This is a genomic window from Roseomonas sp. KE2513, assembly GCF_016107305.1.
GTDB lineage: Bacteria > Pseudomonadota > Alphaproteobacteria > Acetobacterales > Acetobacteraceae > Roseomonas.
Genome location: NZ_RCVR01000017.1, coordinates 43,935 through 57,847, shown reverse-complemented (window position 1 = coordinate 57,847; position 13,913 = coordinate 43,935). Strand labels below are relative to the sequence as shown.

Here is a 13,913-nt window from a genome sequence, read left to right as displayed (position 1 = left end):
CCCCTCCTTACCGCGGCGAGCAGCACGGCGCCAAAGGATGCAGCCCTTCACCCCGCGCCCCGGAGCGCGCAGGCTGACTCTTCCATTGCCAAGGAGCCCGCCCCATGGACGCCCTGCCGGCCCATCCCGCCCTCGCATTGCCCTTCGACGCGGAGGCGATTCTCGGCCGCCTGCGGCCCTGGGTGGAGTGTGAGAGCCCGACTTTCGATGCGGCGGCGGTGAACCGGATGCTCGACCTTGCCGGGCGCGACCTTGCGATGATGGGCGCGCGGGTGGAGCGCATCCCCAGGCGGATGGGCTTCGGCGATGCCGTGCGGGCGCGCTTCCCCCACGCGGCAGGCGATGCGCCTGGCATCCTCGTGCTCGCGCATCTCGATACCGTGCACCCCGTCGGGACCCTCTCCGCCCTGCCCTTCCGGCGGGAGGGCGGGCGCTGCTACGGCCCTGGCATCTGCGACATGAAGGGCGGCACGCTGCTCGCCTTTGAAGCCCTGCGGGAGCTGGCGCGCGCGGGCATCCCGACCTCCCGCCCCGTTACCGTCCTGCTCACCCCGGACGAGGAGGTGGGCACGCCTTCCACCCGCGACCTGATCGAGGCGGAGGCCGCGCGCCACGCGGTAGTGCTGGTGCCCGAGCCAGGGCGGCCGGAAGGCGACAGTCCGATGGGCGGCGTGGTCACCGGCCGCTACGCCATCGCCCGCTTCAACCTGCGTACCACCGGTCGCCCGAGCCACGCGGGCGCAAAGCTCTCGGACGGACGCTCGGCAATCCGCGAGATGTGCCGCCAGATCCTGGCGATCGAGGCGATGACCACCGACGCCGCCACCTATTCGGTCGGCGTCATCCATGGCGGGCAGTGGGTGAACTGCGTCGCCACTCACTGCGACGCCGAGGCGCTGACCATGGCCCGCCGGCAATCCGACCTGGACGAGGCGGTGACGCGGATGCTGGGCCTGCGCGCCAGCGCGCCGGACACGGTGCTCGAGGTGCGCCGCGGCGTCACCCGCCCCGTGTGGGAGCCGGACGCGGCGGTGATGGATCTCTACGCACGCGCCAGAACCCTCGCCGCCGCGCTCGGCCACGGCATGGGCCATGAGAGCGCCGGCGGCGGCTCGGACGGGAACTTCACCGGCGCGATGGGCATTCCGACGCTGGACGGGCTGGGCGTGCTCGGCGCCGGCTACCACACGCTCGGCGAGTACATTCGCGAGGACAGCATCGTTCCCCGGGCCAAGCTGCTCGCGGGGCTGCTGGCGAGCGTGTGATGGCGCCCGGCAAGCGCTTGCATCATGATCACGAGCGCGCGATTAAGTAACGGTGCAAAACGTCCCGGAGCAGAGACAATGAACACCCGTGTCGCGATGCTTATTGTCTTGGCTGGCGTGTCTGCCGGCACCTCCGCTCTCGCGCAGGGCGCGACCGGCGCCATCTCCCGTCCTGGCTGGTCGCGCGGCGGCGCCCCCACTTCCGACTTCAACACCCAGGGTCGGCCCCTGACGCGGAACGAACTCGTGCGGCAACGGGCCGCCGCGGCGCAGGGCGTGGCCGCGCCGCAGCCGCGCCGCTCCTCCAGGCAGGCCCATCGCTGAGGCCCCTCAACCCCCGAAGGGAATAGTGGCGGCGGGCTCCCAGGGGCCCCCGCGATAGTGCCAGAGGAGCAGGCCCTCGCCGCGGGCCTCCCATGGCTCGAAGCCCGCGGTCATCTCGTTCAGCAGCCCGGTGGCGGCCTCCGTGGCCACCTTATTCTGCACCGTTACATGCGGGCGGAAGCCCCCTGCGTCCTGCCGCGTCAGCATATGCGACCATCCCGCGGCCAGGGCCCGGCGCAGCGCCACGAGTTCGGGCGAGGCGACCTCCAGCGCCACTCCGCGGCCGAGCGACCGCACGCCGGTGAAGCGTAGGACGAAGGGCGGGGTCGCAGCGCAGGCGAAGCGCAGGCCGGAAAGCACCTCCTCCAGCGCCTCGCCCGGCAGCGCGTGGAAAAGGGTGAGATGGGCCGGGATATGGTTCCGCTCGGGCGGAAAATGTGCCCGGCGCAGCGAATCCAGCCGCGCGAAGGCCGGGTCGTCGAAGCGCAGCGTGAGAATGAGCGGCGCGAGGGGCTGGGGCTGGTTCAGGCGGTCCTCCGATCCCGCGGGCTTGCGGCGCGGCCCACACGCCGTAGAAACCATGACAGTAGGGTTGGTTGCCGCGAACCGAGGACCGCCGCCCCGCCCGACCAGCCGGTAAGAGCCCTTCGCCGCGAATGACCACTCTTGTCGAGGCCCTTCCTCTGGTTCTCCTGCTGGGGCTGCTCGCCTCGGGGCGGATGGCGCCGGTGCCGGCCTGCCTCATCGCGCTCGCCTCCGCGCTTCCTGGCCTAGCCCTTGCCCTGCCGGAGGGAGCCTCCCTCCTGCGCTTCCTCGGCACCGAGACGGTTCGCGCCGCCTTCCTCGGCGTGCAGCCGGTCGCGATCCTAGCGGGCGGGCTGCTGTTCAGCCTCGCCGTGGCGCCGAGAGCGGATGCGCCCGTGCCGGCCTCGCCGCGCCGCGCCTACCTTATGATCCTCGCTGGCTCGTTCGTAGAGAGCGTTACAGGCTTCGCGGTTGGCGCCGTCTTCACCCTCGGCGCCCTGCGGGCGATGGGGATACGCGGCGCCGCGGGCGGATTCCTCGCGCTGCTCTCCCTCTGGCTGGTTCCCTGGGGCGGGCTGGGGCCGGGGCTCGCGCTCGGCGCCGCGCTCTCCGGACGCCCGGTGGCGGAGATCTCCCTCGTCACCGCGCTGCCGCACGCGGCCTGGATGATGTGCCTCCCGCCGGTGGCCTGGGCTGCCCTCGCCCGCGCCGGGCTGCCGGTACCGCCGCGCGAGAGGGCAGCGCAGATGGGGTTCCAGTCCGCACTCGCGGCGCTCGTCCTCCTTAGCGCTCGGTTCCTTCCGGCCGAGACGGTCGCGCTGGTGTCAAGTGGCACGGTGCTGCTGCCGGCGCTCCTGCACTTCGCCCCTCCCCGCGATGCCGCCGACTGGCGGCGGGCCCTGGCCGCGCTCGGCCCCTGGGCGCTGCTGAGCGCCCTGCTCCTCCTCGCCCGATCCTGGCACGATGCGCCGGCCTGGAAGCCGTACGCAGATCTTCCCGCCCTGCCCGTCACTCATGTGGCGGTGGTGCTCTGGACGGTCACGCTCGGCTTTGTGGCGGCGCGGCCGGACGGCGCGGCGCTGCTGCGGGACACGATGCGGCGCATGCGGCGGCCGGCGGCGGCGATGATGCTCTACGTGCTGCTCGGCCGGTGGATCGCTGGTTCGGGCGTGGCCACCTCGCTTGCCGCGGCGATCGCCGGCTCGCTTGGACCGCTCGCGCCCTATGCCATCCCGCCGCTCGGCTTCCTCGCGGGAATGGTGACTGGAAGCAACGTGGGCGCAACCTCCTCCCTCATGCCGGTGCAGGCGGGGCTCGGGCTCGCGGCGGGGCTGCCGCCCTGGCTGGCGCCGGGGCTGCACAACTTCGCGGGCAGCGTCGGCGCCATGCACTCCTTCGCGAACACCGCCCTTGTCTGCGGGCTGCTGGCGGACGGCACGCGCCCCGCTGCCCTTTGGCGCGCCGCGCTGCCTGTCATCCTCTCGGCGATGGCGGCGGGCTGGGCGGCGGTGGCGCTGCTGCCGCGCCTGGCTTAGGAAAACGGCATGAGCGCCCGCGCCGCCCGGCAGCACCTCCTCGCCGATCCCGTCCTCGGTCCCGTCGTCGCGCAGGTCGGGGCCATGGCGCTGAAGCCGGTGAAGGACCGCGAACCCTACGAGGCTCTGGTGCGGGCAATTGCCCACCAGCAGGTGCACGGCAAGGCGGCGGAGGCGATGCTCAATCGCCTCATCGCCCTCACGCCGCACGAGCCCTTCCCCACGCCCGCCCAGGTGCTTGCCCTGCCGGAGGGCGCGCTGCGCGCTTGCGGCTTCTCGGCGGCGAAGCAGGCGGCCATCCTCGACATCGCGCACAAGTCGGCCGCCGGCTGGGTGCCCACCCGCCGCGCCGCCGCGCGCCTGCCGGACGCCGAGTTGATCGAGCGGCTGGTCGCGCTGCGTGGTGTGGGGCGCTGGACGGTGGAAATGCTCCTCATCTTCACTCTCGGCCGCCCCGACATCCTGCCGGTGGACGATTTCGGCGTGCGCGAGGGCTATCGCGTCGCTGCGGGGCTGGACGCGCAGCCGAAGCCCAAGGAACTCGCCCTCATCGGCGAACGCTGGGCGCCTTTCCGCTCGGCGGCCTCTTGGTACCTCTGGCGCGCGGCGGACCTGAACAAGGCGGGGCGCTTCCGGGTTCCGGCGGCGATGTGAGTTTTGCGATTGTTCTGATCGGCCGTCGCCCGTGACTCCGGGGAGAGGAGGAAGAAATTCTTTCTCTCCCCGGCCCCCTCACCGTCATCTTCTTCTTTAGGTTTGAAGAACTTCTCCGACCCGTGCGCCTCGGCCCATAGACCCGAGGTGACCGCACATTTAGGAGGTCTTCGCGACAGCCAAATGGGGTTCCAAAAGCCTCAGGCCCTTGGCGGGTGAGGTCTGAGGAGGGAGGAGCCCTCTCCAGGGGCAGCAAGAGCCGGCTCAGACCCTGAAGAACCCTTCCATCACCGCCGCGAAGGCTTCGGGCTGGTCGGCATGCACCCAATGCCCGGCGCCCTTGATCGTCAGGAAGCGCGCGGAGGGGAACAGGGTGCGGATGGCGGGCCGGTTTTCCTCGCGCACGTAGCGGGAATGCTCGCCGGAGACGAAGAGGGTCGGCGCGTCGAAGCGAGCGCCCTCGGGTGGCGCCCAGTCGGTGATGGCGTCGATGGAGGCTGCAATGCCATCGAGCCCGATTCGCCAGCCGGAGCCGTCCGGCAGGCGGTTGCTCAGGATGAAGGCGCGGGTGGCGGGGTCGGGTTCAGCGGGCGCCAGGGCGGCGTCGGCGACCGCGCGCGGGGCGCCGGCCGGTACGGCGCGCATTGCGTCCACCAAGTCGTGGTAGCGCGGCGGGTAGGTGACGGGCGCGATGTCGGAGACAAGCAGGCGGCCGACGAGCAAAGGTGCGGTGAGCGCAAGCATCATCGCGGCCTTGCCACCCATCGAGTGGCCCATGACATCGGCGCCCGAGATGCCGTGTGCGGCGAGCGTCTCCGCGACGTCGCCGGCCATGGAGCGGTAATCCATCCGCGGCGCGTGCGGGCTGGCGCCGTGGTTGGGCATGTCGAGCGAGATCACACGGTGCCGCCCGGCGAGGCGGCGCTGGAGAGCTCCGAAGTTACGGCCCTGGCCGAATAACCCGTGTAGGAGGACGAGCGGCCGCCCCTCCCCGGCTTCCACCGCGTTCAGGATCATCGCTTCACCCCCGCACCGCCACCACAACGCCGGCCGCGATCAGCGCGCCGCCGAGCCAGACATCCCATCCCACCGCCTCCCCCAGCCAGAGCGCGCCGGTGGCGACGCCGAGCACCGGGCCGAGCATGAACCCCACCGAGGCAACGGTGGAGGGCAGCCGCCGCCCGGCCTCGATCACGCACCAGGTGCCGACCGGCGCGGCGACGAGGCCGACGAAGCCCGCATGCGGCAGCGCGTACAGGCCGATCCCGCCCGAGGGTTCCCGCAGCAGCGCGAGCGGCGCCAGCACCAGCAGGGCGGTGGCGAAGCAGAAGGGCAGCAGCTCCATCATCGGCCGCGCGGGCGGCAGGCGCCGAGTGGCAGTGATGGCGATGCTCCAGAGGAGGGCGGCCGTGATCAGCAGGGCGTTCGCCGTCAGGATGCCGGGCTGCGACCAGTCCATCGCCCAGGGGCCGAGCAGCACCGCCGCACCCGCCAGCGCGAGCCCCGCCGCCACCCAGCGGGTGCGCGACACCTTCTCTCCCAGCACGATGACCGAGAGCGGGACGAGCCAGTAGATCGTCACGTTCGACAGCACCGCGATGCGCCCGGAGGGCAGCACCGCCAGGGCGAGGTGCGTGAGCGCGAAGAAGCCGCCGAGCTGGAACAGCCCGACTGCCAGCACCGCCGGCCAGTCCCGCCGGCCGGGCCAGGAGAGCCGCCGGAGGGCGAGGAGCAGCACCGCCGCCCCGAGCGCCGCCAGCCCCGCCCGGCTGACCGCGAACCAGAGGGGTGTCGCGTCCCGCAGCGCGTCCTTCGTCACCGGCCATCCGGCGCCGAAGAGGAAAACCCCGAAGAGGAGGATCCGAAGGTCGCGGAGCCTTACCGCCTGCCCGCCATCCGCCACGGGATCAGCCGAGCGCGAGGACGATCTTGCCGATATGCGCGCTGCTCTCCATCAGCCGGTGCGCCGCCGCGGCCTCGGCGAGGGCGAAGGTCTCGTGCACGCGCGGGGCGACGCGGCCGGTGGAGAGGAGCGGCCAGACCTTCTCCTCCAGCGCGCGGGCGATGGCGCCCTTCTCGGCGGTGGTGCGGGGCCGCATGGTGCTGCCGGTGACCACCAAGCGCTTGAGCATGATTGGGCGGATGTCTGCCTTCTCGACCTCGTTGCCGCCCATGGTCGCGATGATCACCAGCCGCCCGTCCATGCCGAGCACGCGCAGGTTGCGCTGGAAATAGGGCGCGCCGAGCATGTCGAGCACCACGTCCGTGCCCTTGGGGCCGGTCACGCGCTTCATTTCCTCGACGAAGTCCTGGCTGCGGTAGTCGAAGGCCTCGACAGCGCCGAACTCGAGGCAGGCGGCGACCTTCTCCGGGCTGCCGGCGGTGGCGTACGGCTTCGCGCTGAGGGCGCGGGCAAGCTGGAGCGCGGTGGAACCGATGCCGGAGGTGCCGCCATGCACCAGCACCGTCTCCCCCGCCTGGAGCCGGCCGTGGACGAAGAGGTTCACCCAGACGGTGAAGAAGGTCTCGGGCAGGGCGGCGGCGCGGATGGCGTCGAAGCCGTCGGGCCAGGGAAGGGTCTGCGCCTCGGGCGCCACGGCGTATTCGGCGTAGCCGCCGCCGTTCGTCAGGGCGCAGACGCGGTCCCCGACCTTGTAGCGGGTGGCCTCGGCGCCGGTCGCAACCACCTCACCCGCGACCTCGAGGCCGATGATGGGGCTGGCGCCCTTCGGCGGCGGGTAGCTGCCCCCGCGCTGCGCCACGTCCGGCCGGTTCACGCCGGCGGCCATGACCCGGATCAGCACCTCGTCCGCGGCGGGCTTCGGCACCGGGCCGGTGGACGGCACCAGCACCTCGGGGCCGCCACCCGCGCCGTGCGCGATGAAGGTCATGGTCTCGGGAAGGCTGGGCATGCGGGGCGGACTCCTCGGGCGGGGGCGGCGGAAGGTCGGCGCCGCAATCGGGTGCGTCAAGCTGGGGGTGCCCCTGGGCACATCCGCGCGACCGGGCCTTGCGCCCGGGCGCCCCAGCGGCGACCATCCCGCCGCCCATCGGAACGAGATAGGAACGAAGGCCCCATGCGCATGGGCGCGCTGCGCCGCAGCCTCCTCGCCGCCCTGGCTCTCGGCGTCCCGGGTGGCGCCGCCGCCCAGGTGCAGGGCTCGCCCACGGGCAACCCGGCGGCGGAGTGGCGCTTCGGTGCCATCTATCCCCTCTCCGGCGCCCCTGCCCTGCTGGGCGACGAGTCCTTCCGCGGCCTTGAGATGGCGGTGGAGGAACGCAACGTGGCCGGCGGGCTGCTCGGCCGCCCCATCCGGCTGCTGCGCGGCGATGCGGGGGACGAGGCCTCGGCGGTCGGCGAAGCGCGGCGGCTTGGCGGGCCCGAGCGATGCGCGGCGCTTTTCGGCACCTATGGTTCCACCCTCTCCTTCGCCGCGACCCAGGCGAGCGAGGGGCAGGGCGTGCCCTATTTCGAGTTGGGCGCTATCGCCGACAGCATCACGGAGCGCGGGTTCCGCAATCTTTACCGCACCTGCCCGCGAGGCGGCGACTTCGCTCGCCTGACGGCCGAGGCGGTGACCGCGATCCTGCCCTCCTTGCTCGGTGCGCCGCCCCGTGCCGCACTGCTCTACGAGGACGCGCTCTACGGGGCCTCGGTCTCGGAAATGCAGGTCACACGGCTGCGCGAGGCCGGGGTGGAGGTGCTGGAGCGCATCTCCTACCCGCCGCGCACGACCGACCTCTCGGGCCCCGTGCAGCGCCTGCGGGAGGCGGGCGCGGAGGTGCTGCTGCACACGGGCGGTCAGAACGACCCGATCCTGCTGTTCAGGACGATGCGTGAGGCGGGCTGGCGGCCAAGAATGGTGATCGGCAGCGGCGCCGGCTACAGCCTGGCCGACACCGCCCGCGCCGTAGGCCCCGCCTTCGAGGGGGTGATGAGCATCGACTTCCCCGCCTTTGCCATCGCCGATCGCGTGGCACCCGGCAACGCGGCGTTTGCCGAGGCCTATAAGCGCCGCTACGGCGCGGACCCGCGCTCCGGGCACAGCCTGGCGAACCTGTTCGGGGCGCGCGTGGCGCTGGATGCCATCCAGCGCGCGGGCGGGCTCGACAAGGACAAGTTACGGGCCGCGATGCTCGCGACCGATATCGCGGAGGGCACAACCCCCACCGGCTGGGGCGCCGCCTTCGATGAGCGCGGCCAGAACACCCGCGCCCGGCCCTGCCTGATGCAGTGGCAGGACGGGCGGCTGGTCACCATCCACCCCGAAGCCGCCGCCGCCGCGCATCCCCGCGCCCGGCTCGGCGCCGACTAGGAAGAGGTATCCATGCGGAACGACGAACAGGTCTGGCGCGCGGTCGATGAGCGCCGCGACGACTACGCGGCCTTCTCCGATCGCGTCTGGGACATGCCGGAGATCGCCTATACCGAGACGCGCTCCGTCGCCGAGCACCTGGCGATAATGGAGAAGGAAGGCTTCCGGATCGAGCGCGACCTCGCGGGCATCCCGACCGCCGTGATGGGCGAGTACGGCGAGGGCGGGCCGGTGATCGCCATCCTCGGCGAGTACGACGCGCTGCCCAACCTCTCGCAGGAGGCCGGCCTCGCCGAGCACAAGGAGGTGGTGCCGAACGGCCCAGGCCATGGCTGCGGGCACAACCTGCTCGGCGCTGCCTCGCTGCTGGCAGCCGCCGCCGTGAAGGACTGGCTGAAGGAGAACAACCTTCCCGGCCGCATTCGCTATTACGGCTGCCCCGCGGAGGAAGGCGGCGCCGCCAAGGGCTTCATGGCGCGCGACGGCGTATTCAGCGACGTGGACATCGCCATCTCCTGGCACCCCGCCTCCTTCTCCGGCGTCAACGAGGCCGTGTCGCTCGCGAACACGCGCATCGACTTCACCTTCCACGGCCGCTCCGCCCACGCCGCCGCCGCGCCGGAACTCGGCCGCTCCGCGCTCGATGCCGTAGAGCTGATGAATGTCGGCGTGAACTACATGCGCGAGCACATGCCCGACCACGCGCGCATCCACTACGCCATGCTGGACGGCGGCGGCATCGCGCCCAACGTCGTGCAGTCCCGCGCGAAGGTCCGCTACCTCATCCGCGCGCGCGACCTGCCGGAGCTGAACATGCTCGTCGGCCGCGTGCGCAAGATCGCGGAGGGCGCCGCGCTGATGACGGAGACGCGCGTGGAGACGGCGGTGGTCAGCGCCGTCTCGAACCTGCTCGGCAACGCGCCGCTCGAGCGGGCGATGTACGACAACTTCCAGCGTCTCGGCCCGCCGCAGTTCGACGAGGCGGACAAGGAATACGCCGCGCAGATCCAGGCAACGCTGAGCGAGGAGGACATTCGCGCCGCGCATCGCCGCCACGGCCTGAAGGTGGAGAAGGGCAAGACGCTCTGCGACATCATCGTGCCGCTGGAAAATCGTGGTGAGGGCGGCGTCGGCTCCACCGACGTGGGCGACGTCTCCTGGGCGGTGCCCACGGTGCAGGCTCGCGGCGCCACCTGCGCCATCGGCACGCCCTTTCATTCTTGGCAGCTAACCGCCCAGGGCAAGTCTCCGGCGGCGCACAAGGGCATGGTGCATGTCGCCAAGGTGATGGCGGGCACGGCGGTGGACGCGCTGCGCGATCCCGCGCTGATCGCCCGCGCCAAGGCGGATTTCGAGGAGCGCACGGGCGGGCAGCCCTATGAGTCGCCGCTGCCGAAGGACCTCGCGCCCCCGATCAAGGCCATGGGCCAGGGGGTCTGATCGGAAAGGCGGGGGGGAAGTTCCCCCCGCCACACCATCAGTCCGCCTTGATCCCGGCAGCCTTGATGATCGGCTCCCACTTCGCGATCTCGTCGTCGAGCCACTTCTTCGCGGTGGCGGGCGTCGTGTCGGAGCGGGTCTCCATGGTCAGGTCCGACAGGCGCTGCTTCACGCTGTCCATCGCCATCACCTTGTTCAGCGCGTCGTTGATCGCGCTCACCACCGGCTCCGGCGTTCCGGAAGGCGCCAGCACCATGTGCCAGGTATACGCCTCGTAGCCGGGCACACCCGCCTCGCCGAACGTCGGGATGTTCGGCACCTGCGGCAAACGGTGCGCGCCGGAGATGGCCAGCCCCTTCACCTCGCCGCGCGTGACGAAGGGCAACGCGGAGTTCGCGACGTCCAGCATCATCGCGACGGTCCCGTTCAGCAGGTCCGGCATGGCCGCCGCGGAGCCGCGATAGGGAACGTGGGTCGCCTTCAGCCCGCCTGCCTGGCTGAGGAACAACTCCGTCGCCAGGTGCAGCGCGGCCCCGTTCCCCGTTGACGCGTAGTCGTACTTGCCCGGGTTCGCCTTGAGCAGGGCGATAAGCTCCGGCAACGAGTTCACCGGCAGGTCCTTGTTCACCATCATCAGCATTGGGATGACGCCGGTGAGCGCGACCGGCGTGAAGTCGGCCAACGGATCGAAAGGCAGGCGCGGGAAGATCGAGCGCAGCGCCGCGTGGGCAATGGTGGTGTAGAGGAGCGTCTGCCCGTCCTTCGGCGCCTTGGCCACGACGTCGGAGCCGACGACGACGCCGGCGCCCGTGCGGTTCTCCACGATCACGCGCTGGGGAAGCAGCTTGGAGAGCTCATCGGCAACGAGGCGCGCCGGCACGTCGGTCGGGCCTCCGGCGGCGAAGGGCACCACGAGGCGCACGGGGGCGCTCGGCCAGGTGCCCTGGGCGTGCAGGGCGGGGGCAGCGAGCGGGGTAGCGGCGAGGCCGGCGATCAGGTGGCGGCGCTGGAGCAAGGGTGAACCCTCCGGGAAAGATGGCGATTTATTCACCTCAGAAGGGCCGCCAGGGGAGTCGTGTCAACCGCAGAGCCGGTCACGAGGTCCTCATAGACCGCCCGGTCGGTTGCCCCCTCGGTGCCGAACAGCAGGACGCGGCTCTCCGGCCCGAGGCCGAGGGCGGCGCGTCCCTCACGGTTCCGGGCGGCGAGAACCAGGGCCGCGAGGCCCGCCACGCCGCTCTCGCCGCCCTCCACGGGTGGGGTGCGGCAGGCAAGGAAGCGCATGGCACGTAGGCAAGCATCGTCCGGAATGGCCATGAAGGCGAAGGCGGCGCGCTCCAGCTCCTGCCAGGCCAGTAGGCTCGGCTCCCCGCAGGCGAGGCCGGCCATGATCGTGTCCAGCTCGCCGGTGACCGCGGTGGGCGCACCTGCCTCGGCGCTGGCGAGGAGGCAGGCGGCGCGCTCCGGCTCCACCACCACCAGCCGCGGCCCGCGCCCATGGCGGGCCCGCAGCGCGACCGAGACCGCCGCCGCGACGCCGCCCACGCCGGCTTGGATGAAGGCGTGGGTGGGCGGGGCCGGCAGGGCATCCAGCGCCTCCTCGGCCATGAGGCGGTAGCCCTGCATCACCTCACGCGGGGTTTCGGTGTAGCCGGGCCAGGAGGTGTCGGAGACGAGATGCCAGCCGCCTGCCCTCGCCGCCGCCTCGGAGGCGCGGACGGAATCGTCGTAGTTCCCGGGCACCTCCCGCACCTCGGCACCGAGGGCGGTCATGGCCTCGCGCCGCCCCCTGGTGACGCCGGGATGCACGAAGATGACGCAGCGGGCGCCGAAGCGCCGCGCCCCCCAGGCGACACTGCGCCCGTGGTTGCCGTCCGTCGCGCAGGTGACGGTGATGGCGGCGGTCGCCTCCTGGTACATCCCGGCCTCCAGCTCCGCTGCCGTCGCCGCGGTGGCTATCCCCGTGCGAGAGAGCTCCCCCACGATGACGCGGAAGACGGCGTGCGCCCCACCTAGGGCCTTGAAGGAGCCAAGGCCGAAGCGCGTCGCCTCGTCCTTGTAGTGCACCGCGCCGAGATCAAGCGCGGTTGCCACGTCGCCGAGGTGCAGGAGGGGCGTCGGCGCATAGCCGGGCCAGGCCGCGATCGCGGCCCTGGCGCGCCGGCCAGCGCCCTCAGGCAGGACGACGATGCCGGGCACGCCGTGGCGCGGGTTGATGAAGCAGCGGAAGGTCATGCCGGAGGATGCCGGGGCGCCGGACCTGCGGCAATCAGCGCCAGCAAAGCAGCAGGTCCACCAGCATCAGCAGGTAGCCCAGCGCCATGACGACAAGGCCGAGGAAGATGAGCACGATCCCGACCCCGAAGCGCAGGGTGGCGATGCCGTAATCGACCAGCAGGCGCCCGAAGGCGACGGTCTCCGCCCCGCCGTAGCAGCTCCGGCGCGGCGGTTCCGGCCGGGATTGCGCGACGGGCGCCCCGCAGGCGGGCACGGCCCCCGTCGGCGGCACCAGAAGCAGGGGCAGCGCCAGGGCACGCAAGGCCGGCGCCAGCCGCCGCGGCAGGGGGCGGTCTACCCCAGGGTTCCGTGCCTTCTGCCCCCGCCACCTCGCCGGATGATACCGGCCCTTCAGAGCCCGGCCCGGTCGAGCCGTAGGATGGCCCGCGCCATGGCCTGGGCGCGGGGAACGAGGGTCGCCACCTCCAGGTACTCCTCCGGGCTGTGCGCCTTGCCGCCCACGGGCCCGACCGCACAGAGGGTGGGCGCGCCGACCGCGGCGGTGAAGCCGCTGTCGGCGCAGCCGCCGGAGAAATCGCCGGTCACGGAAAGCCCGCTCTCGGCGGCAGCGCCGACATAGGCCTCGAACAGCTTCGCGGCTGCGGCTGTCTGGGTCAGCGGCAGGAACTCGCCGCGGATGGTCAGGGCGGCCCGCGTGCCCGGGACGAAGGAGCGGCCGACGATCTCGTGGATGCGGCCCATCACCTCCTCGCGGTCGGCGGGCTCCACGTAGCGGAGGTCGATCTGCATCTGGGCGGAGGGGGCGACGGTGTTCACGCTCTGCCCGCCGCTGACCAGGCCGACGTTCAGCGTGATGCCGCGCGCGAGGTCCGTCAGGGCGTGGATCGCGGTCACCTTGGCGGCCAGCTCGCCGATGGCGCTGATGCCGGCCTCGAAGTTACCGCCGGAATGGGCGGCGCGGCCCTCGATCTCCACCACCATAAAGACGCCGCCCTTGCGGCCGGTCACGACGCCGCCATTCGCACGGCCAGGCTCGGAGTTGAGGACGACGCGGGCGCGGCGCGCCTCGGCCTCGATCACCGGCCGCCCCTCAGGGGAGCCGATCTCCTCGTCGCCGGTGAACAGGCCGACGAGCGGGCCGGGCGCGCCGCCCACGGCCTTGAAAGCGGCGAGGACGAACATGTTCATCACCAGCCCCGCCTTCATGTCGGCCACGCCGGGGCCGGTCGCGATACCGTTCTCCACGCGGAAGGGGCGGCGCTCGGGCTCGCCCTTGGGGAAGACGGTGTCGCGGTGGCCCATGAGCAGGATGTTCCGGCGGGCGTTGTCGCTGGCACCGCTCTCCTCCCCGCCCTCGACGGTCGCGCGCAGGCAGTCGCCGAAGCGCTCCCCGGGGATGGTTTCGACGGGAATGCCGTGCCCTTCGAGGAAGCCGCGGACCTGGGCGCCGACCGCGTCCACACCGGCTTTGTCGTAGGAGCCGCCGTCTGTGTTCACCATGCGCTCAAGCAGGGCGAGCATCTCGCCCTGGCGGCCGGAAAGCCAATCGAGGACACGGGCTTCGGTGGTCTCGCTCATCACGCGCTCCGGGGATCTTCTTCGGAGCCGGGATGGAC

General features: G+C 72.0%; 14 protein-coding genes. 6 read left to right on the top strand and 8 right to left on the bottom strand.

The features are described 5' to 3' along the window. Positions 1 to 104: 104 nt before the first annotated feature. Together D9599_RS17480 and D9599_RS17475 are read left to right on the top strand one after the other, a co-directional pair. Entirely contained in the window at positions 105 to 1,265 is a 1,161-nt protein-coding gene (locus D9599_RS17480; protein WP_198382562.1) for a M20/M25/M40 family metallo-hydrolase, read from the top strand. A 78-nt stretch (positions 1,266 to 1,343) separates the two neighbouring features. Then, on the top strand, positions 1,344 to 1,589 hold the full coding sequence (locus D9599_RS17475) for a hypothetical protein (protein ID WP_198382561.1): 246 nt from the start codon (positions 1,344 to 1,346) through the stop codon (positions 1,587 to 1,589). A 6-nt stretch (positions 1,590 to 1,595) separates the two neighbouring features. Here D9599_RS17475 and D9599_RS17470 read toward each other — a convergent pair whose 3' ends face one another. Continuing rightward, the gene (locus D9599_RS17470; RefSeq protein ID WP_198382560.1) at positions 1,596 to 2,171 is read right to left on the bottom strand and encodes a 2'-5' RNA ligase family protein; all 576 of its coding nucleotides are present in this window, start codon (positions 2,169 to 2,171) and stop codon (positions 1,596 to 1,598) included. Positions 2,172 to 2,245: 74 nt separating this feature from the next. Here D9599_RS17470 and D9599_RS17465 point away from each other — a divergent pair, with 74 nt between their 5' ends. Together D9599_RS17465 and D9599_RS17460 are read left to right on the top strand one after the other, a co-directional pair. Beyond that, positions 2,246 to 3,649, top strand: a complete 1,404-nt coding sequence (locus D9599_RS17465; RefSeq protein WP_198382559.1) for an L-lactate permease — start codon at positions 2,246 to 2,248, stop codon at positions 3,647 to 3,649. 9 nt (positions 3,650 to 3,658) lie between these two features. Then, positions 3,659 to 4,303 (top strand): DNA-3-methyladenine glycosylase, encoded by a 645-nt coding sequence (locus D9599_RS17460; RefSeq protein WP_198382558.1) that lies wholly within the window; start codon positions 3,659 to 3,661, stop codon positions 4,301 to 4,303. 264 nt (positions 4,304 to 4,567) lie between these two features. On the opposite strand, the gene D9599_RS17455 is transcribed toward D9599_RS17460, so the two are convergent. Genes D9599_RS17455 through D9599_RS17445 form a run of 3 tightly spaced genes read right to left on the bottom strand, consistent with a single transcriptional unit; the run spans position 4,568 to position 7,215 of the window. Continuing rightward, entirely contained in the window at positions 4,568 to 5,320 is a 753-nt protein-coding gene (locus D9599_RS17455) for an alpha/beta fold hydrolase (RefSeq protein WP_198382557.1), read from the bottom strand. A 4-nt stretch (positions 5,321 to 5,324) separates the two neighbouring features. Continuing rightward, on the bottom strand, positions 5,325 to 6,206 hold the full coding sequence (locus D9599_RS32290) for a DMT family transporter (RefSeq protein ID WP_198382556.1): 882 nt from the start codon (positions 6,204 to 6,206) through the stop codon (positions 5,325 to 5,327). 4 nt (positions 6,207 to 6,210) lie between these two features. Beyond that, a complete protein-coding gene (locus D9599_RS17445; protein ID WP_198382555.1) occupies positions 6,211 to 7,215 on the bottom strand; it encodes an NAD(P)H-quinone oxidoreductase in 1,005 nt (334 codons plus the stop codon). A gap of 165 nt (positions 7,216 to 7,380) precedes the next feature. On the opposite strand from D9599_RS17445, the gene D9599_RS17440 reads away from it, so the two are divergent. Both D9599_RS17440 and D9599_RS17435 read left to right on the top strand, forming a co-directional pair. Beyond that, the gene (locus D9599_RS17440) at positions 7,381 to 8,619 is read left to right on the top strand and encodes an ABC transporter substrate-binding protein (RefSeq protein ID WP_198382554.1); all 1,239 of its coding nucleotides are present in this window, start codon (positions 7,381 to 7,383) and stop codon (positions 8,617 to 8,619) included. Positions 8,620 to 8,631: 12 nt separating this feature from the next. Then, positions 8,632 to 10,059 carry a M20 family metallopeptidase gene (locus D9599_RS17435; protein WP_198382553.1) on the top strand — a complete coding sequence of 476 codons (1,428 nt, stop codon included), beginning with the start codon at positions 8,632 to 8,634 and terminating at the stop codon, positions 10,057 to 10,059. 37 nt (positions 10,060 to 10,096) lie between these two features. Here D9599_RS17435 and D9599_RS17430 read toward each other — a convergent pair whose 3' ends face one another. The 4 genes from D9599_RS17430 to D9599_RS17415 form a co-directional block, all read right to left on the bottom strand. Then, positions 10,097 to 11,074: a tripartite tricarboxylate transporter substrate binding protein gene (locus tag D9599_RS17430; protein ID WP_232480622.1), complete on the bottom strand. Its 978-nt coding sequence runs from the start codon at positions 11,072 to 11,074 to the stop codon at positions 10,097 to 10,099. A 32-nt stretch (positions 11,075 to 11,106) separates the two neighbouring features. Next, a complete protein-coding gene (locus tag D9599_RS17425; protein WP_198382552.1) occupies positions 11,107 to 12,294 on the bottom strand; it encodes a diaminopropionate ammonia-lyase in 1,188 nt (395 codons plus the stop codon). Positions 12,295 to 12,328: 34 nt separating this feature from the next. After that, positions 12,329 to 12,598 carry a hypothetical protein gene (locus D9599_RS17420; RefSeq protein ID WP_198382551.1) on the bottom strand — a complete coding sequence of 90 codons (270 nt, stop codon included), beginning with the start codon at positions 12,596 to 12,598 and terminating at the stop codon, positions 12,329 to 12,331. An 89-nt stretch (positions 12,599 to 12,687) separates the two neighbouring features. Next, the gene (locus tag D9599_RS17415) at positions 12,688 to 13,875 is read right to left on the bottom strand and encodes a M20 family metallopeptidase (RefSeq protein WP_198382550.1); all 1,188 of its coding nucleotides are present in this window, start codon (positions 13,873 to 13,875) and stop codon (positions 12,688 to 12,690) included. Positions 13,876 to 13,913: the final 38 nt, after the last annotated feature.